Here is a 17,686-nt window from a genome sequence, read left to right as displayed (position 1 = left end):
AAATGATTTGTCCACGTTGTGCCGATGAACATATTGAAGTGATGGCAACATCACCGGTGAAAGGTGTCTGGACGGTATATCAGTGTCAGCACTGTCTGTATACCTGGCGCGATACCGAACCGCTGCGCCGTACCAGCCGCGAGCATTACCCGGAAGCGTTCCGCATGACGCAGAAGGATATTGATGAAGCACCGCAGGTGCCGACGATCCCGCCGCTGCTGTAAAAAAAGCCCGGTGGCGCTACGCATACCGGGCCTACGGGTTTTGTAGGCCGGGTAAGGCGAAGCCGCCACCGGGCAAAAGACCGCAGAGAACTAAACCAGACTCTTCAACCGATAAATCCACTCCAGCGCCTGACGCGGCGTCAGCGAATCCGGGTCGAGATTTTCCAGCGCTTCCACGGCCGGAGAGGTCTCTTCCGGGACCGCCAGCAGTGACATCTGCGTACCATCTATCTGCGTCGCCGCCGCATTCGGTGACAAACTTTCCAGCTCACGCAATTTCTGACGCGCGCGCTTGATCACCTCTTTTGGCACGCCCGCCAGCGCCGCGACGGCCAGGCCATAACTCTTGCTTGCCGCGCCGTCCTGCACCGTGTGCATAAAGGCGATGGTGTCGCCGTGCTCAAGCGCATCAAGGTGGACGTTAGCCACGCCTTCCATTTTCTCTGGCAGCTGTGTCAGTTCGAAATAGTGCGTTGCGAACAGCGTCAGCGCCTTGATTTTATTTGCCAGACTTTCCGCGCACGCCCAGGCCAGAGACAGGCCGTCATAGGTGGAGGTACCGCGTCCTACTTCGTCCATCAACACCAGACTGTTCTCTGTCGCGTTATGTAGAATGTTGGCGGTTTCGGTCATCTCGACCATAAAGGTAGAGCGACCGCTCGCCAGATCGTCCGCCGCACCCACACGGGTGAAGATACGGTCGATAGGGCCAATCTCAACCTTCTGCGCTGGAACGTAGCTGCCGATGTAGGCGAGCAGCGCGATAAGGGCTGTCTGGCGCATATAGGTACTTTTACCGCCCATGTTGGGGCCGGTAATGATCAGCATTCTTCGCTGCGGTGACAGGTTCAACGGGTTGGCAATAAACGGCTCGTTCAGCACCTGCTCAACCACCGGGTGGCGGCCTTCGGTAATGCGAATGCCGGGTTTGTCAGTAAAGGTCGGACAGGTGTAATTCAGCGTGTCGGCGCGCTCAGCCAGGTTTACCAGGACATCCAGCTCGGCCAGCGCAGCGGCGCTCAGTTGCAGGTCAGCCAGGTGCGGCATGAGGATGTCGAACAGCTCGTCATACAGCTGTTTCTCCAGCGCCAGCGCTTTACCTTTCGACGTGAGCACTTTGTCTTCGTACTCTTTCAGCTCGGGTATAATGTAGCGCTCGGCATTTTTCAGCGTCTGGCGGCGAACGTAGTGAATCGGGGCCAGGTGGCTCTGCCCACGGCTGATCTGGATATAGTAACCGTGTACCGCGTTGTAGCCGACTTTCAGGGTGTCGAGCCCCAGACGTTCACGCTCGCGGATTTCCAGCTTATCCAGATAATCCGTCGCGCCATCGGCCAGCGCACGCCATTCGTCCAGCTCTTCGTTGTAACCCGGAGCAATAACCCCGCCATCCCGCACCAGAACAGGCGGCGCATCAATGATGGCGCGTTCCAGCAGTTCGCGAAGCTCGGTAAATTCGCCCATGGTTTCGCGCAGCTTTTGCACTGGCGCGCTGTCGATCTCTCCCAGCTGAGCGCGCAGTTCCGGCAACTGCTGGAACGCGTGCCGCATACGGGCGAGATCGCGTGGACGCGCGGTGCGCAAGGCCAGGCGCGCCAGGATACGCTCAAGATCACCCACCTGACGCAGCACCGGCTGCAATTCGGTGTAACGATCCTGCAATGCGGCAATGGTTTGCTGGCGGCCAGTCAGCGTTTCGGTATTGCGGATCGGCATATGCAGCCAGCGTTTGAGCATACGGCTGCCCATGGGGGTAACCGTGCTGTCAAGAACCGACGCCAGCGTATTTTCCATGCCGCCAGCGAGGTTCTGCGTGATCTCCAGGTTGCGGCGCGTGGCGGCATCCATGATGATGCTGTCCTGCTGACGCTCCATGGTGATGGAACGAATATGGGGCAGGGCGGTACGTTGCGTATCCTTAACGTACTGCAACAGGCAGCCTGCGGCACACAGCCCGCGCGGGGCGTTTTCCACGCCAAAGCCAATCAAATCGCGCGTGCCAAATTGCAGGTTTAACTGCTGGCGCGCGGTATCAATTTCGAACTCCCACAGTGGACGACGACGCAGGCCGCGGCGACCTTCAATCAGCGCCATCTCGGCGAAATCCTCTGCATAAAGCAGTTCTGCCGGATTAGTGCGCTGTAGTTCAGCCGCCATGGTTTCACGGTCAGCCGGTTCACTCAGGCGAAAACGACCGGAGCTGATATCCAGCGTGGCGTAGCCAAACCCTTTACCATCCTGCCAGATCGCCGCCAGCAGGTTATCCTGGCGCTCCTGAAGCAGGGCCTCATCGCTGATGGTTCCCGGCGTGACGATGCGTACGACCTTGCGCTCAACAGGGCCTTTCGATGTGGCCGGGTCACCAATTTGTTCGCAGATAGCGACAGACTCGCCCTGGTTCACCAGCTTCGCCAGATAGTTTTCAACCGCGTGATGCGGGATACCCGCCATCGGGATGGGCTCGCCTGCCGACGCGCCACGTTTCGTCAGGGAAATGTCGAGCAGCTGAGACGCACGTTTCGCATCATCATAAAAAAGCTCGTAAAAATCGCCCATACGGTAAAACAGCAAAATTTCCGGGTGCTGTGCCTTCAGCTTCAGGTACTGCTGCATCATTGGCGTATGCGCGTCGAAATTGTCGATTGTGCTCATGGAGTTATGATATCCATTTCTTTGAAAATATTACGCTTTGAGCGGCTCAATGGCCGATTGTTCCTTCTATTGTCGCATGAAAAAAAGGTGCGGCGCAGAAAAAAGTCACGACTTTACGAGGCATCTTCCGCCATTAATTCAATGATGATTTTTCCGTGCTCGACGCCCACCCGCACCTGCGAGTTGGTGGTAAATCCCGCTTGTTCAAGCCAGTCGCCTTTCAGGCTTAGAGCTGCGTGTACGCTGTACCGTTTTGGAATTTTCGTTTTACGGTCTTCATGACGTTTTCTGAAGTAACCCACTTTCAAGTGACGATAGGGTTTGGCGATCGCGATCTGTTGCATAAGCGCTCCGGTGAATGCGGTCAAAGGTGATTATTTACGCCTGTATAAAATACCAGTAAAACGCGGCGGGGGGCGGGGAAATTCTGGAAGGACGCTTCAGAAAATGGAATGCAATGACTGAAAATGTGCAGATAAAAGGGTATTATAAATGCACTTTATTGTTGGGGACGGCGTTATGTCCGGTAAACGTATTTCACGAGAAAAAAAGACGATCGCCAGAATGATCGCCCTGTACGAAAACAGGTGTCCGCACGCCATAAAAGAAGAGGGACACTATTCGGCGCTCAAGGCTTATGCTGATAAGCGGCTGGATAAATGCGTGTTTGGTGAGGAAAAACCCGCCTGCAAACAGTGCCCGGTGCACTGCTATCAGCCCGCCAGACGTGAGGAGATGAAGCAGGTGATGCGCTGGGCGGGGCCACGAATGCTATGGCGTCATCCGATTCTGACTCTTCGCCACCTTATTGACGATCGCCGTCCGGTTCCGGAACTGCCTGAAAAGTATCGACCTAAAAAATAGGCGCTTCAGCGCCGCAGCGGGCGGCAAATCACGCTCAGCGCGACCGCGCTGCACAGTGGAAACACCGCCAGCAGCAGCCACGGGTAAATGGCCTCCGTCGAGGGCACCAGCGCCTTGTCCAGCAGGCTGCCTAAACCTAAATTCCCCACCAGCACCGCGATGCCGCCGGCGGTTGAGAGTGCGCCATAGTGCGCTCCAAGCGTTGACTCCTCGGCAAAGCGCGGGATCAAATCTTTAGCCGACGGCACCAGCAGCATTTGTCCGAGCGTCAGCAGCGTGACAAGGCTTGCAGAGGGCAGCAGGCGCAGCCAGCCCTCCGGCGGCTCCGTCGCGGCAAAAAGCGCCACGCTGGCAAACGCGGCGGAGAGCAGCAAAAAGCCCACCGGTAAAATCCTTACCGCGCCAACCTTTCGGGCGAAGCGGGCGAGGGGCAATTGCAGAACAATGATCAGCACCGATGCCAGCATAAACAGCGGTCCCAGGTCTTTTTCGTTCCCCCCGGCGCGCTGGATCTCCACCGGCAGCGCCAGATAGAGCTGGTTATAGCTTAACAGCCATGAACTGTAGGCAATGATAAAGGCGACGAAACGCGGCTGACGGAACGTCGTCCACCAGGGCAGAATTTTCAGCGGCTTCGTGCTGTGATGTGCCGCAGGCAGGCAGAAAAATAGCACTACCAGCGCAACGATAAATATCCCTGCGCCTGCGAGCGCAACCTGACGAAAGCCCAGCCCCGTCAGCAGGGCCCCCATCACCGGGCCAAGAACGGCGCCAAGTTCACCGCACACCGCAAACAGCGCAAACCACTCCGCGCGGCTCCGTTTACCCTTTGCCTCACTTTGCGTTCCCGCTTTTGCCAGCAGGGCCTCTATCGACGGTGAGAACAGCGCGCCGCCAACGCCCGTCAGACAGGCCCCCAGAATGACGGGCCACAGGGATTGCCCAAAGGCCAGCAGTAAATAACCCACCACGCGGACGATGCAGCCGCTGAGGATCACGCTCTTCGCGCCAAACCGGTCTGAAAGCGCGCCGCCAACAATAAACATCCCCTGCTGGGAAAAGGTGCGCAGCCCAAGCACCAGCCCAATCAGCCCGCCGGAGAGCAGCATATCGTCACGCAAGAAGATCGCGAGGAAGGGAACGACCGCGTAAAAGCCAATGTTAAACACGAACTGGCTGCCCAGCAGAACGGGCGGCCAGAGCGTGGTGGCAGTGCGAAGAGGCATCGTTTTAACTCACCCCTACACGATAAAATGGATGTGTTTTTTGCCGTGGTACGGCGAGATCTCGATTCTGGTTTTCACCCTGAAGATGTCCCAGAGCAGCTCCTCGGATAAGATTTCCTGCGGCGTTCCGGTCGCCACAATCTGCCCTTGCTGCATCACAATCAGCGAATCGCAGAACATGGATGCGTGGTTAAGATCGTGAATGGCGACGATGCTGGTTACCGGCAGCTCACTGATAAGCTGCATGAGCTGCATCTGATGATGAATGTCCAGATGGTTGGTCGGTTCATCCAGCAGGATCTCGGTGGGCGTTTGCGCCAGCGCGCGGGCGATATGTACCCGCTGACGCTCGCCGCCGGATAAGCTCAGCCAGCCCTGTTCGCTGCGATCCAGCATATCCACGCGTTGCAGGGCGGCGGTGACGGTTTCGTCATCCTGCGCGCTCCAGTTTGAGAAGGGAGAATGGTGCGGAATTCGCCCCAGTTTGACGACGTCACGCACGCGCATATTGGCGTCGGTCATTCCGTGCTGTTCAACAAACGCCACGCGCCGCGCCAGCTGCTTTTTGGCAATGCGGGCAATGTCCTGTCCGTCCAGCGTCACGCACCCGGCATCCGGGCGGCGCAGACCTGCCAGTATGCGCAACAGCGAGGATTTACCGCAGCCGTTAGGGCCAAGCAGACCCACCGTTTCGCCCTGGGAAACCTTCAGCGAAACATGATTCACGATAACCTTTTTACCTACCTTCCAGGTGATATTGTCGGCGCAGATGCTCATCATTTATTCCTTGAGCGGTAGATAATCACGGCGAAGAACGGTACGCCCACCAGCGCGGTAACGACGCCAACCGGCAGGCTTTGCGGGGCAATCAGCATCCGCGAGGCGATGTCGGCCAGCACCATCAGGATCGCCCCCGCCAGCGCGCTGGCTATCAGCAGCGTGCGGTGCAGCGGCCCGAACAGGAAACGCATAACGTGCGGCACGACCAGCCCGACAAAACCAATAGAGCCCGCCATGCTGACAATGGTCGCGGTGATCAGGGCGGTGGTGGTGAACAAGGCCAGGCGCACCCAGGGCACGGCAATGCCCAACGAGGCGGCGGCATCATCACCGAACGTAAAGGCGTCCAGCGCACGGGAATAATAAAGACAGACGGCCAGCCCCGCCACCACCACCACCAGCGCCAGCTGGAATTCCGGCCAGCGTACGCCGCTAAAGCTGCCCAGCAGCCAGAACATCACGTCGCGCGCCTGTTGCGCGCTGGCAGAGGTGCTGATGGTATAGGCGGTAATGGCGTTAAACAGCTGAGAGGCCGCTACGCCCGCCAGGATCGTGCGTTCATTGCCGCCGCGCGCGCCGTTGGTCAGGAAGGCGACGAAGGCAAAGGCGGCGAAGGCTCCGGCAAACGCGCCCGCAGAAAGCGACACTGCGCCGGTGCCGAGACCCAATACGACGACTGACACCGCCCCGGTTGACGCTCCCGCCGACACGCCGAGCACGTAAGGTTCCGCCAGCGCATTCTTCAAAAGGCTCTGCAATACGGCCCCGCAGATGGCCAACCCGGCTCCGCAGCAGGCCGCCACCAGCGCGCGGCTGAGGCGAAAGTCCCAGATGACGCTCTCGTAGATGCGGTTGAGCGGAACGTCAGTCAGCCCCAGCTTATTGCTGATGGCGTAGAACACGTTATTGAGCGGGATAGACAACTCACCGATGCTGACGCCAAGGGCGATCACCAGAAACAACAGCACGAAGGCGAGCAGGCATGACGTGGTCAGGAGCACCCCCTGCCGCATCTGAAGTACGGCGGTGGTCATCAGTCCAGTCCCAGTTTTCTGAGCTGTTCGCCGACCTGCTCAGCACCGTAAAGCGTGCGAATCGTCGGGTTCATGGCCTGGCCGTCCATCACCACAATATGACCCTTCTTCACCGCCTCCATCTGGCTGACGGCTGGATCGCTTTTCAGGAATTTGATTTTTTCTTCGGCGTTGTCCAGCGCCCAGCGGTTACGATCCAGGCTGGAGACCACAATCACGTCCGGATTAGCGGCAATAATACTTTCCCAGCCTACGGTCGGCCATTCGGTCTCAGAGGTAATGGCGTTATGGCCGCCCAGCACGTTAGCAATAAAGCCAGAGGCGCTGTTTTTGCCGCCGACATAGGCATCAGCCGAAGGTGAGGAGCTTGAGAACCAGAAAACAAAGGAGAGGTCTTTGTTGTTTTTGCCAAACTCCTGGCGCAGGTCGGCTTCACGTTTTTTGAAGTCGGCGATAACGGCCTGACCGCGCGCTTCCACGTTGAAAATCTTGGCGAAATCCTCAATCTCTTGATAAAGGTAGGTCATGTCCCACAGCGTCTGGCGGCTGCCGTACATGTCCCCTGCGGCTTTTTTGGTGGCGCACATGCCCGGAGATAAATAGCTGTTTACCCCAACGGTGGCCAGGTCTTCGCGTTTTGCGACCTTACTTTCCGGTCCGAGCAGCAGCGGCAGCTGTGCAGGAACAAAATCAGGGTTTTGCGCAAGAATGGATTCAAGTGTCGGAATTTCGACGGTCAGGGTTTTGATTTTTGCATTCTGCTCAGCCAGCTGCGGCAATACTTTGGTCGGCCAGAACGCGCTGGCTTTCACCTTATCTTCCAGACCCAGCAGAAGCAGGATCTCGACGGTATTCTGCCCCAGGGCCACAACGCGTTCCGGCGCTTTGGTGAAGGTTTCTTTATACCCGCAGTTTTCTATCGTGAGCGGGTACGTGGTAGCCAGAGCTGTACTCATTGATGCAACCGCCAGGCCTAACGCGCAGAGAACCTTTTTCATTAAACGCTACCTTCATTAAAATTATTTTGATGCAAATGAAACGCATTATTAAGGCGGAATTTTATACAGAGGAAAATATATTGTGTCAATGTGAGACAATTACGCAGAGTGATGAAAGGCGGCGCCATATACGGCGCCGGAATGACGGGTTAATTCAGGCTCTCTTTATCGATTCCCAGACGCTTCATGCGCGAGAGCAGGGTGGTACGCTTCAGCCCCAGCCGTTGCGCCGCGCCTTTCGGCCCGGCTACCACGCCGTTGGTCTCCTTCAGCACTCGCATAATGAGCTGATATTCATCCTCTCCATCCTTCGCAACCTCGGTTGCGGCCACGGTCGTTTCCGCAAGAGAAACCTCCGGCAGAGACAGCTGAAGCACGTTCCCGCGCGTCAGCAGCACCGCGCGCTCGATGACGTTTTCCAGCTCGCGCACGTTCCCCGGCCACTCCATCGCCGAGAGTGTGCGTAGCGTTTCGGCAGGAATACTGTCGATATTTCGCCCCATCCGGCGGGCAATCTTCGCGGTAAAGGCTTTCACCAGCAGCGGAATATCTTCCGGGCGCTCGCGCAGCGGCGGCAGGCAGATCGGGAACACGTTCAGGCGATAGTAGAGATCGCTTCTGAACTCACGGTCTGCGACCATTTTTTTCAGATCGCGGTTGGTGGCGGCAATCAGACGCACGTCGGTCTGGATCAGCTTGTTGCTGCCGAGGCGCTCAAACTCCTGCTCCTGCAGCACGCGCAGCAGCTTGGGCTGGAGCTCCAGCGGCATATCGCCCACTTCGTCGAGGAACAAAGAGCTTTTATCCGCAAGCTCAAAACGGCCCAGCCGCTGGCTGCTGGCGCCGGTAAAGGCACCGCGCTCGTGGCCGAACAGGTCGCTTTCCAGTAAGCCAGCAGGCATCGCCGCGCAGTTCATCTTCACCATCCGGCGGCTGTTGCGGTTGCTCAGGTTGTGGATCGCCCGGGCAATCAGCTCTTTCCCGGTACCGGTTTCACCGAGGATCAGCACCGTGCTGTCGCTTTGCGCCACCATCTCCACCTGCTTGAGCACGCTGTACATGGCATCGCTGCGCCCGATGATTTCGCCAAACTCGCTGTCCACGTTGTTGAGCTGCTCGGTCAGCGCCAGGTTTTCGTCCACCAGCCGCTCCTTCAGGCGGTGGATCTCCTGATAGGCGAGGGCGTTATCCAGCGCGATGGAGATGCGCTCGGCGATCTGGCGCAGCAGCTTCAGGTTGGCGGTGGTAAATACGGCTTCATCGCACTGCGCCAGTTTGAGCACGCCGAGCATGGTGTTGCCGGACATCAGCGGCAGCAGGCACAGGGTCTGGATCTTGTTGCCCCAGGTGTTGAAGAGCATCCGCTCGTAGGGGGCTACCGGATCCTGTTCATTGAGATTGAGCAGCAGGATCTCTTTGCTTTTAAATACCCGCTCGGACAGCGTTCCCGCTTCGTCCACTTCGCTCTGCTCGTGCGCCGGGTTAGCTTCATCAAGGTAGTGGGTGGAGTAGATGTTCAGCTTGCCTTTCCGGTTGCCGCGTAGCGCAATGCTGATGGCATCGATTTTAAAATAGTGATGGATCTCTTTTGATACTTCGCTGACCAGCTCATCCATGTCCAGGCGGGAGAGCACGGCGTTGGTGATGGCAACCAGAATGCGGAAGTTATCGCGCTCGCGGCTCAGCAGGTCGTAGTCCACGTTATTGGTGACGCGGCTTTGGATCTGCTCCGCGACAACGGCCACAATCTGGGTAAAGGTGTGCAGGCGTTCGTACTCCGCCTCGCTCCAGGGCTGGTCGGTATCGCGGATAAACTCGCAGCCGCCAAAAATTTGCCCTTCCACCGCCAGCGGCAGCATGCTGTAGTGGCCGAAAGGGTGGTAAAGGTTGCTCTCTGCCAGCTTCGGCCAGGCCTGGCGAAACTGGTCAAAATTGCAGTGCAGCGCTTCCGGACGGGAGAGAATACGCCGCACCGGGCCGTGGGCAAGAAACGTTTCATCTTCATATTCGAAGATTTTGCCGTTATCACGCGTTGAGAAATAGCTCGCGCGGTGGGTTGCGCTATGCCAGAGCACAATGGCGGCGCTGTCCGCCAGCGCAGATTGCCTGACCAGCCGCGTCAGGGCATCGCTCAGTGCGCCGAGGTCGGGCTGTTGTAAAAGTGTGCGCGTGATGTCAAACAGGCCCTGCTGTCCAAGATCGCTCATCGGTGTATACGGCATTGTTGCTTTCCAATAGAAACTGGCAAAAAGAGAAATTCAGCGCTGACCGCTTTTGGCGCGGTCTAGCAAATTCGGGGTAACGGTTCAGCGTGCGGCAGATCCAGCGTACGCTTCACGCCGTAAAGCCCGGTCAGGCGCACCCCTTTGCGCTCAACCACGTCGCCGATGATGGCCGCGTCTTTCCCTAATGGATGCGCGCGCAGCTGTGCAAGTACGGCTTCGGCAGCCTGGCGCTCCACGCCGATCAGCAGCTTGCCCTCGTTGGCAAAGTTCAGCGGGTCGAGCCCCAGCAGTTCGCACAGGCCACGAACGGCAGGTCTGACGGGCAGGCTGCGCTCGTTAAGCTCAATACCACAGCCACTGCTGGCGGCAAACTCATGCACCACGGCATTCACGCCGCCGCGGGTGGCATCGCGCAGCGCTTTCACGCCGGGAACGGTACGCAGCGTCTGGATCAGCGGCGTGAGTACCGCGCAGTCACTGCGCAGTTCCCCGTCCAGCCCCAGGCCTTCGCGCAGGTTCAGGATGGTTGCCCCGTGGCAGCCCAGCGTGCCGCTGACAATCAGCACGTCGCCTGCGCAAAGCTGTTGAGCGCCCCAGTGAATATCGGCGGGGATCGCCCCCATCCCGGCGGTGTTGATAAAAAGCTTATCCGCCGCGCCGCGCTGCACCACCTTGGTATCCCCGGTGACGATAGCGATCCCCGCCTCGCGGGCGGTGTGCGCCATGCTGTTGACCACCGCCGTGAGCGTTTCCATCGGTAACCCTTCTTCGAGGATAAACCCGCAGGAGAGGTAGCGGGGGATCGCGCCGCTGACGGCGACGTCGTTTGCCGTGCCGCAGACGGCGAGCTTGCCGATATCGCCGCCCGGGAAGAACAGCGGGTCAATCACGTAGCTGTCGGTAGAGAACGCCAGCCTGTCACCGTGTGCGGTGAGGGTTGAGAGCGCAATGCGCGCCTGATCTTCCTGCTCGGCGAGCCAGGGATTGTTAAAGGCGTCCATAAACAGCCGGTTAATCAGCTGCTGCATCGCCTGTCCACCGCTTCCGTGCGCCATTTCCACCGTGTTCATGCTTCACACTCCTGGTTGCGATAGTGATACCACGCGGCGCATGCCCCTTCTGAAGAGACCATCAGCGCGCCAAACGCGGTTTGCGGGTTACAGGCGTTGCCAAATAACGGGCAGTGATAAGGTTTGCATTTTCCGGTGAGTACGTCGCCACAGCGGGCGCGGGGATCGTCGCACACCTGCTGCGGCTGCGGTCGGAAATGCGCTTCGGCGTCGAAGGCGCGATACGCGGGCGTCAGGTGTACGCCGGATTCGGCAATCAGCCCCAGTCCGCGCCACTCGCTGTCGCCTTCGACGCTAAACACGTCGGCTATGGCCTGCTGTGCCCGTCTGTTACCTGCATCGGGCACCACGCGGCGATACTGATTTTCCACCGCACTCAGGGCCGCTATTTTCTGCTCAACCAGCATGGTCACGCCTTGCAGTAGATCAAGTGGCTCGAAACCAGCCACCACTAACGGACGATTGTACTGTTCAGCGATAAAACCGTAGGCTTCTGTGCCGATCACCATGCTGACGTGGCCCGGCGCCAGAAACGCGTCGATACCGTTATCTGGCGCTTCCAGCAGGCTGCGCAGCGTGGGAATAAGCGTGATGTGCTGGCAGAAAAAGTAAAAGTTTGTGACGTTGCGGGCTTTCGCCTGCTGGAGGGTAATGGCGGTGGCGGGCATGGTGGTTTCAAAACCCAGCCCGAAAAAGACGACCTTACGCTCAGGATTAGCCATCGCCAGCGTCAGGGCATCCATCGGTGAGTAGACGATCCGCACGTCCGCGCCGCGCGCCTTCGCCTGGAGCAGCGAGCCATTTTTTCCCGGTACACGCATGGCGTCGCCAAAGGTACAAAAAATCACACCGGGGCGGCTGGCGATGTCGAGACAGCTGTCGATGCGCCCCATCGGCAGCACGCACACCGGGCAGCCGGGGCCGTGGATAAATTCGATGTTCTCCGGCAGCAGCTGGTCGAGGCCAAATTTAAAGATGGCGTGGGTGTGTCCGCCGCACACCTCCATGATCCGCAGCGGTTTTTCTTTCGTGTAGTCCAGCAGCGACGCGCGGGACTTCAGGCGATCGATAAGCTGCAACACCTGCTCAGGCGCGCGATATTCATCAACGTAACGCATGTGTTATCGTTCCTCCCCATACAGCAGGGCGCCCACGTCCGGCTCGACGTCAAACATATTCTGTAGCGCGTCCAGCGTGTCGCGGGCTTCTTCCTCATTAATCACGCTCATGGCAAAACCCACGTGGACCAGCACCCACTGGCCGAGACGCGATGCGCCGGTCTCATCGTGGCTGCCTACCAGCGTCAGATCGACATCGCGCAGGATGCCGCATACCTCCACTTTGGCCTGATTGCCGTCGATGGAATGAATTTGCCCGGGTACGCCTATGCACATCGTTCACTCTCCAGCCAGTTCAGCCAGGCGTCCATCCCGTCGCCGCGCGTGGCGGAAACCAGCAGGATCTCAATGTCCGGGTTCACTTCGCGGGCGTAAGCCAGGCACTTATCTACGTCGAAATTCAGGTACGGCAGCAGGTCGACTTTGTTCAGCAGCATGAGGGAGGCGGCGGCAAACATATGCGGATATTTCAGCGGCTTGTCTTCCCCTTCGGTCACGGAGAGTACCGCCACTTTATGCCGCTCGCCGAGGTCGAAGCTTGCCGGGCAGACCAGGTTGCCGACGTTTTCAATGAACAGGATGCCGTTGTTCGCCAGCGGCAGGCGCGGGGCGGCGTCGGCAATCATCTGCGCGTCCAGATGGCACCCTTTCCCGGTGTTGACCTGAATCGCAGGCGTACCGGTTTCGCGGATGCGCGCGGCGTCGTTTACCGTTTGCTGGTCACCTTCGATAACGGCGCAGGAGACACGTTTATTCAGCCGTTTGAGGGTTTCGGTCAGCAGCGTGGTTTTACCGGAGCCGGGGCTGGAGACCAGGTTCAGCACCAGCTGTTCGCGCGCGGCAAAGCGGGCGCGATTGCGGACGGCGAGCTGGTTGTTTTTATCCAGCACGTTAATCTCCACCTCCAGCATCTGGCGCTGGCTGATGCCCGGCGCGTGGGTGCCCGCTTCGCCGCGGCCGTAATGCAGGTCACCCGCGTCGGAACGCTGCGGCGCGAAGGTGATGCCGGTCAGTGCCGCCGCGGGACGCGGGGCAGGGGAAAAGGGCGCGGAGCGAAACGCGGAGTGGGGGCGGTGTTCATCCCCTTCGATATACAGGTTGCCTTCAGCGCAACCGCAGGTACTACACATACTTTACTCCTTCTCGATTTCGAGGCGTTGGATCTGCATACCGTCATCCGCCACGATGCGCAGCCCGCTGCTCTGGCACTGCGGACAGCGCTGTACCTTCGATGACAACAGCGTGACGTACTCCTGACACTGTTCGCACCAGCACTCCGCCTGCTGCTCCTCGATATGCAGTGCGCAACCTTCCGCCAGCGTGCCGCGGCACACCAGCTCAAAACAGAAGGTGAGGGCGCTGGTCTCGACGCAGGAAAACGCCCCGACCTTCAGCCAGACGCCGGTCACGCGCTTCGCATGGTTCTGCACAGCCTGCTGTTCGATAAGTTCCAGTGCCCGCTGGCAGAGGGTGATTTCGTGCATGACGCCTCCTTAATGAATTGCCCCTTCAATGCAATAACAGTGCCAGCTTGATTTGCGTTACGGCGTGACGATGTCAACGCTGTCGAAATGACACGTCGACACCGCGGCGGTGACAGTACGTCTCCTGTTAAAAGCTATGTAAATCAAAATTTTAAAAACTGGCACGAAAACTGCTTAACAGCCGCTAACTCCATTAACCGGATACCTTTTATGACTATTTGGGAAATTAGCGAAAAAGCGGATTACATCGCGCAACGTCATCAGCAGCTTCAGGATCAGTGGCACCTCTACTGCAACTCTCTGATTCAGGGGATCACCCTGTCAAAAGCCCGTCTGCACCATGCCATGAGCTGCGCGGCGCAGGGGGACATGCGCTTTGTGTTGTTTGGTCACTTCACGATTTTTGTCACCCTGGCGGAGAGCTTCAACAGCCACACCATTGAGTATTACGTTGAGACAAAAGAGGGTGAAAAACAGTGTATTGCGAAAGCTCAACTGATGGCCGACGGCATGGTGGACGGTCACGTCAGCAACCGCGATCGCCAGCAGGTGCTGGAGCACTATCTGGAGAAAATAGCGCCGGTTTATAACGGCCTCTACGCCGCCGTTGAGCACGATCAGCCGATCAACCTGAAACAGCTGATCGACGGAAAATCCTCCGCGAACGTGGCCTGAAAAGCGAGTGTCGAGAAGTGTCGATAAGACAGTTTTTTTTCGTCAAAAATGACCATCACCAGAGGATGACCCGGTGAACCGTTTTGTAATTGCTGACTCGACGGTCTGTATTGGCTGTCGGACCTGTGAGGCGGCGTGTTCGGAAACGCACCGCCTGCACGGGCTACAGTCCATGCCGCGCCTGCGCGTCATGCGTAATGAGAAAGAGTCTGCCCCGCAGCTCTGTCACCACTGTGAAGACGCCCCGTGCGCGGGCGTTTGTCCTGTCAATGCCATCACCCGCGTTGACGGCGCGGTACAGCTGAACGAAAGCCTGTGCGTGAGCTGCAAGCTGTGCGGCATCGCCTGTCCGTTCGGCGCCATTGAGTTTTCCGGCAGCCGTCCGCTGCATATTCCGGCGAATGCCAATACCCCGAAAGCGCCGCCTGCGCCGCCGGCTCCGGCACGCGTGAGCACGCTGCTGGACTGGGTACCGGGCATTCGCGCCGTTGCGGTGAAGTGCGACCTGTGCAGCTTCGATGAGCAGGGTCCGGCCTGCGTGCGGACCTGCCCGACCCGGGCGCTGGTCCTGGTCAACATCCGCGACATCGCTCGCACCAGCAAACGCAAGCGTGAGCTGACCATCAATACCGACGTCGGCGATCTTTCGCTGCTGCGGGCGCTTAACGAGGGGGCGAAATGAACGCGATAGTTATGATGACCAGCGGCGTGGCCTGGTTTGCCGCCGCCGCTGTCCTGGCGCTGCTCCTCGCCTTCCATAAAACGTTGAGCGGCGTGATCGCCGGTATCGGCGGGGCGGTCGGCAGCCTGATGACGCTGGCGGCGGGCGGGGTTGTCCTGATCGACGGGCAATCCGTCGACACCCTCATCCCGCTGATTCACCACGCCGTTGAGCTTACGCCGCTGAACGCCATCTGGCTGATAACCTTTGGCCTGTGCGGGCTGTTTATCAGCCTGTTTAATATCGACTGGCACCGCCATCAGCACACCAAAGCCAACGGCCTGCTGGTTAACCTGTTGATGGCCGCCGCGGTCTGTACCGTTGTCGCCAGCAACTTCGGCGCACTGGTGGTGATGGCTGAAATCATGGCCCTGTGCGGCGTGTTCCTGACCGGATGCAGCGCCTCCGGCAAGCTGTGGTTTGCGCTCGGACGTCTCGGCACGCTGCTGCTGGCGCTGGCCTGCTGGCTGGTGTGGCAGCGTTTCGGCACGCTGGATTTCGCCGCGCTTAACGGCCAGCCGCTGGGCAACGACGTCTGGCTGTTGAGCGTAGTCGGTTTTGGCCTGCTGGCCGGGATAATCCCGCTGCACGGCTGGGTGCCGCAGGCGCATGCCAATGCCTCAGCCCCGGCCGCTGCGCTGTTCTCCACCGTGGTGATGAAGGTCGGTCTGTTCGGCATCCTGACGATAACCCTGACGGGCGATCAGCCGCCGCTGTGGTGGGGCGTGGCGTTGCTGATTGCGGGGATGATCACCGCGTTCGTCGGTGGCCTCTACGCGCTGATGGAGCACAACATCCAGCGTCTGCTGGCGTACCACACCCTGGAGAACATCGGGATTATCCTGCTCGGCATGGGCGCAGGCGTCACCGGGCTGGCGCTCAACCAGCCGGCGCTGATTGCCGCCGGGTTTATTGGCGGTCTGTATCACCTTATCAACCACAGCCTGTTTAAAAGCACCCTGTTCCTCGGCGCGGGCAGCGTCTGGTTCCGCACCGGGCACCGCGATATTGAGAAGCTCGGCGGGATTGGCAAAAAAATGCCCGTCATTTCGCTGGCGATGCTGGTCGGGCTGATGGCGATGGCTGCGCTGCCGCCGCTGAACGGCTTTGCCGGCGAGTGGGTGATTTATCAATCCTTCTTCGCCCTCGGCCAGAGCGAGGCGTTTATCGGGCGTTTACTCGGCCCGCTGCTGGCGGTGGGCCTGGCGATCACCGGCGCGCTGGCGGTGATGTGTATGGCTAAAGTTTACGGTGTCACCTTCCTGGGCGCGCCGCGCACCCGAGAAGCGGAAAACGCCTGCTGCGCCCCGGTACTGATGACCACCAGCGTGGTCGCGCTGGCGCTGTGCTGCATCGCGGGCGGGGTTGCCGCGCCGTGGCTGCTGCCGCAGCTGGGCCAGGCTATTCCGCTGCCGCTGGTCACGGCGCATACCGTCGTTTCCCAGCCGATGATGGCGCTGCTGCTGATTGCCGCGCCGCTCCTGCCGTTCGTGCTGATGCTGTTCTTCAGACGCGACCGTCTCGCCTCCCGCTCGCGCGGCGCGGCGTGGGCCTGCGGCTACGAACACGAGCAGTCGATGGTCATCACCGCCCACGGTTTCGCCATGCCGGTGAAAGAGAACTTTGCCGCCGTGCTGAAGCTGCGCCACTGGCTGAACCCGGTGGGCTGGGTGCCGGGCTGGCAGGGGGCCGCCGTGCCCGTACTGTTCCGCCGCCTGGTGCTGTTCGCCGCCGCGCCGCTGCTGTCGGGCATCACGCGCGTGGCGCGCGCCCGGCTGCACAACCGTCGCGGACCTGGCGTGCTCCAGGAGTACCGCGATCTCTTCAAACTGCTCTCCCGTCAGAGCGTCGCGCCGGATGCCGCGGGCTGGGTGTTCCGCCTGACGCCGTTTGTGATGGTGGGCGTGATGCTGACCATCGCCACCGCGCTGCCGGTGGTGACGGTGGCGTCGCCGCTGCCGGTGCTGGGCGATCTGATTACGCTGATCTACCTCTTCGCCATCGCGCGTTTCTTCTTTGCGATTGCGGGCCTGGACACCGGCAGCCCGTTTACGGGTATCGGCGCCAGCCGCGAGGCGATGCTCGGCGTGCTGGTTGAGCCAATTCTGCTGCTGGGGCTGTGGGTCGCCGCGCAGGTTGCAGGCTCGACCCACATCAGTTTCATCACCGACACCGTTTACCACTGGCCGGTTTCACGTTCGCTCCCGCTGGTGCTGGCGCTCTGCGCCTGCGCGTTCGCCACGTTTATCGAGATGGGCAAGCTGCCGTTCGATCTCGCGGAAGCGGAGCAGGAATTACAGGAGGGGCCGCTCACCGAGTACAGCGGCTACGGCTTTGCGGTGCTGAAGTGGGGCATCAGTCTCAAGCAGCTGGTGGTGTTGCAGATGTTCGTCGGCGTTTTCTTCCCGTGGGGGCAGATGACGCACTTCTCTGCGGGCGGCCTGCTGCTGGCCGTGGTGGTGGCTGTGCTCAAGCTGCTTATCGGCGTGCTGGTCATTGCCCTGTTTGAAAACAGCATGGCGCGCCTGCGTTTTGTCGAAACGTCACGCATTACCTGGGCTGGTTTTGGTTTTGCATTTTTAGCGTTCGTCTCCTTGCTGGTGGCGTGATTAAAG

17 protein-coding genes and 1 pseudogene are annotated in these 17,686 nt (G+C 59.5%); 6 read left to right on the top strand and 12 right to left on the bottom strand.

Annotated features, from left to right (window positions below):
• The first annotated feature begins 2 nt into the window (after positions 1 to 2).
• On the top strand, positions 3 to 224 hold the full coding sequence (locus RY075_RS18075) for a non-oxidative hydroxyarylic acid decarboxylases subunit D (protein ID WP_003862116.1): 222 nt from the start codon (positions 3 to 5) through the stop codon (positions 222 to 224).
• Between the two features lie 90 nt (positions 225 to 314).
• Here the strand turns inward: RY075_RS18075 and mutS are convergent, their stop codons facing one another.
• Together mutS and RY075_RS18065 are read right to left on the bottom strand one after the other, a co-directional pair.
• Complete coding sequence (mutS, locus tag RY075_RS18070) at positions 315 to 2,876, bottom strand: DNA mismatch repair protein MutS (protein ID WP_045331305.1); 2,562 nt, start codon at positions 2,874 to 2,876, stop codon at positions 315 to 317.
• A 113-nt stretch (positions 2,877 to 2,989) separates the two neighbouring features.
• Positions 2,990 to 3,220 carry a SymE family type I addiction module toxin gene (locus RY075_RS18065; RefSeq protein ID WP_045335710.1) on the bottom strand — a complete coding sequence of 77 codons (231 nt, stop codon included), beginning with the start codon at positions 3,218 to 3,220 and terminating at the stop codon, positions 2,990 to 2,992.
• A gap of 175 nt (positions 3,221 to 3,395) precedes the next feature.
• Between RY075_RS18065 and RY075_RS18060 the strand changes: the two genes are divergently transcribed.
• The gene (locus tag RY075_RS18060) at positions 3,396 to 3,740 is read left to right on the top strand and encodes a nitrous oxide-stimulated promoter family protein (RefSeq protein WP_073970451.1); all 345 of its coding nucleotides are present in this window, start codon (positions 3,396 to 3,398) and stop codon (positions 3,738 to 3,740) included.
• Between the two features lie 5 nt (positions 3,741 to 3,745).
• On the opposite strand, the gene RY075_RS18055 is transcribed toward RY075_RS18060, so the two are convergent.
• The 10 genes from RY075_RS18055 to hypA all read right to left on the bottom strand — a co-directional run bounded on the left by RY075_RS18055 (position 3,746) and on the right by hypA (position 13,675).
• The gene (locus tag RY075_RS18055) at positions 3,746 to 4,966 is read right to left on the bottom strand and encodes an MFS transporter (protein ID WP_061856254.1); all 1,221 of its coding nucleotides are present in this window, start codon (positions 4,964 to 4,966) and stop codon (positions 3,746 to 3,748) included.
• Positions 4,967 to 4,981: 15 nt separating this feature from the next.
• Positions 4,982 to 5,743, bottom strand: coding sequence for an ABC transporter ATP-binding protein (locus RY075_RS18050; RefSeq protein ID WP_109949097.1), 762 nt, complete (start codon positions 5,741 to 5,743; stop codon positions 4,982 to 4,984).
• A complete protein-coding gene (locus RY075_RS18045) occupies positions 5,743 to 6,780 on the bottom strand; it encodes an iron chelate uptake ABC transporter family permease subunit (RefSeq protein ID WP_045894888.1) in 1,038 nt (345 codons plus the stop codon). Before RY075_RS18045 ends, RY075_RS18050 begins: the two co-directional genes overlap by 1 nt.
• On the bottom strand, positions 6,780 to 7,778 hold the full coding sequence (locus tag RY075_RS18040; protein WP_045894886.1) for an ABC transporter substrate-binding protein: 999 nt from the start codon (positions 7,776 to 7,778) through the stop codon (positions 6,780 to 6,782). The genes RY075_RS18045 and RY075_RS18040 overlap by 1 nt, the downstream gene beginning before the upstream one ends.
• A 149-nt stretch (positions 7,779 to 7,927) precedes the next feature.
• The gene (gene flhA, locus RY075_RS18035) at positions 7,928 to 10,000 is read right to left on the bottom strand and encodes a formate hydrogenlyase transcriptional activator FlhA (RefSeq protein ID WP_022651748.1); all 2,073 of its coding nucleotides are present in this window, start codon (positions 9,998 to 10,000) and stop codon (positions 7,928 to 7,930) included.
• A 62-nt stretch (positions 10,001 to 10,062) separates the two neighbouring features.
• Positions 10,063 to 11,073: a hydrogenase expression/formation protein HypE gene (gene hypE / locus RY075_RS18030; protein ID WP_023323667.1), complete on the bottom strand. Its 1,011-nt coding sequence runs from the start codon at positions 11,071 to 11,073 to the stop codon at positions 10,063 to 10,065.
• The gene (hypD, locus tag RY075_RS18025) at positions 11,070 to 12,191 is read right to left on the bottom strand and encodes a hydrogenase formation protein HypD (protein WP_032610032.1); all 1,122 of its coding nucleotides are present in this window, start codon (positions 12,189 to 12,191) and stop codon (positions 11,070 to 11,072) included. Before hypD ends, hypE begins: the two co-directional genes overlap by 4 nt.
• A gap of 3 nt (positions 12,192 to 12,194) precedes the next feature.
• Entirely contained in the window at positions 12,195 to 12,467 is a 273-nt protein-coding gene (locus tag RY075_RS18020; RefSeq protein WP_003862132.1) for a HypC/HybG/HupF family hydrogenase formation chaperone, read from the bottom strand.
• A complete protein-coding gene (gene hypB / locus RY075_RS18015; protein WP_045335702.1) occupies positions 12,458 to 13,321 on the bottom strand; it encodes a hydrogenase nickel incorporation protein HypB in 864 nt (287 codons plus the stop codon). The genes RY075_RS18020 and hypB overlap by 10 nt, the downstream gene beginning before the upstream one ends.
• A gap of 3 nt (positions 13,322 to 13,324) precedes the next feature.
• Complete coding sequence (gene hypA, locus RY075_RS18010) at positions 13,325 to 13,675, bottom strand: hydrogenase maturation nickel metallochaperone HypA (protein WP_022651745.1); 351 nt, start codon at positions 13,673 to 13,675, stop codon at positions 13,325 to 13,327.
• Positions 13,676 to 13,885: 210 nt separating this feature from the next.
• Between hypA and hycA the strand changes: the two genes are divergently transcribed.
• The 4 genes and pseudogenes from hycA (at position 13,886) to RY075_RS17990 (ending at position 17,680) form a co-directional block, all read left to right on the top strand.
• Positions 13,886 to 14,350 (top strand): formate hydrogenlyase regulator HycA, encoded by a 465-nt coding sequence (gene hycA / locus RY075_RS18005; protein WP_022651744.1) that lies wholly within the window; start codon positions 13,886 to 13,888, stop codon positions 14,348 to 14,350.
• A 73-nt stretch (positions 14,351 to 14,423) separates the two neighbouring features.
• Positions 14,424 to 15,032, top strand: coding sequence for a 4Fe-4S dicluster domain-containing protein (locus RY075_RS18000; protein WP_017692772.1), 609 nt, complete (start codon positions 14,424 to 14,426; stop codon positions 15,030 to 15,032).
• A pseudogene (hycC, locus tag RY075_RS17995) lies at positions 15,029 to 16,795 on the top strand (formate hydrogenlyase subunit 3); the annotation flags it as partial. The gene RY075_RS18000 and the pseudogene hycC, both read left to right, overlap by 4 nt.
• Positions 16,775 to 17,680, top strand: a complete 906-nt coding sequence (locus RY075_RS17990) for a respiratory chain complex I subunit 1 family protein (protein ID WP_338628666.1) — start codon at positions 16,775 to 16,777, stop codon at positions 17,678 to 17,680. The pseudogene hycC and the gene RY075_RS17990, both read left to right, overlap by 21 nt.
• Positions 17,681 to 17,686 lie beyond the last annotated feature (6 nt).

Origin of the sequence: Enterobacter sp. JJBC, from assembly GCF_036936505.1 — a bacterium.
Taxonomy (GTDB): domain Bacteria; phylum Pseudomonadota; class Gammaproteobacteria; order Enterobacterales; family Enterobacteriaceae; genus Enterobacter; species Enterobacter hormaechei_C.
This window is presented reverse-complemented; position numbering and strand designations above follow the sequence as displayed.

What these genes read in the sequence shown, in the direction of transcription:
- mutS (WP_045331305.1), bottom strand. Translation starts at nt 2,876, where the DNA reads ATGAGCACAATCGACAATTTCGACGCGCATACGCCAATGATGCAGCAG.
- hycA (WP_022651744.1), top strand. Translation starts at nt 13,886, where the DNA reads ATGACTATTTGGGAAATTAGCGAAAAAGCGGATTACATCGCGCAACGT.
- RY075_RS18060 (WP_073970451.1), top strand. Translation starts at nt 3,396, where the DNA reads ATGTCCGGTAAACGTATTTCACGAGAAAAAAAGACGATCGCCAGAATG.
- RY075_RS18045 (WP_045894888.1), bottom strand. Translation starts at nt 6,780, where the DNA reads ATGACCACCGCCGTACTTCAGATGCGGCAGGGGGTGCTCCTGACCACG.
- RY075_RS18055 (WP_061856254.1), bottom strand. Translation starts at nt 4,966, where the DNA reads ATGCCTCTTCGCACTGCCACCACGCTCTGGCCGCCCGTTCTGCTGGGC.
- RY075_RS18020 (WP_003862132.1), bottom strand. Translation starts at nt 12,467, where the DNA reads ATGTGCATAGGCGTACCCGGGCAAATTCATTCCATCGACGGCAATCAG.
- hypE (WP_023323667.1), bottom strand. Translation starts at nt 11,073, where the DNA reads ATGAACACGGTGGAAATGGCGCACGGAAGCGGTGGACAGGCGATGCAG.
- RY075_RS18065 (WP_045335710.1), bottom strand. Translation starts at nt 3,220, where the DNA reads ATGCAACAGATCGCGATCGCCAAACCCTATCGTCACTTGAAAGTGGGT.
- hypD (WP_032610032.1), bottom strand. Translation starts at nt 12,191, where the DNA reads ATGCGTTACGTTGATGAATATCGCGCGCCTGAGCAGGTGTTGCAGCTT.
- hypA (WP_022651745.1), bottom strand. Translation starts at nt 13,675, where the DNA reads ATGCACGAAATCACCCTCTGCCAGCGGGCACTGGAACTTATCGAACAG.
- flhA (WP_022651748.1), bottom strand. Translation starts at nt 10,000, where the DNA reads ATGCCGTATACACCGATGAGCGATCTTGGACAGCAGGGCCTGTTTGAC.
- RY075_RS18075 (WP_003862116.1), top strand. Translation starts at nt 3, where the DNA reads ATGATTTGTCCACGTTGTGCCGATGAACATATTGAAGTGATGGCAACA.
- RY075_RS18040 (WP_045894886.1), bottom strand. Translation starts at nt 7,778, where the DNA reads ATGAAAAAGGTTCTCTGCGCGTTAGGCCTGGCGGTTGCATCAATGAGT.
- RY075_RS18050 (WP_109949097.1), bottom strand. Translation starts at nt 5,743, where the DNA reads ATGAGCATCTGCGCCGACAATATCACCTGGAAGGTAGGTAAAAAGGTT.
- hypB (WP_045335702.1), bottom strand. Translation starts at nt 13,321, where the DNA reads ATGTGTAGTACCTGCGGTTGCGCTGAAGGCAACCTGTATATCGAAGGG.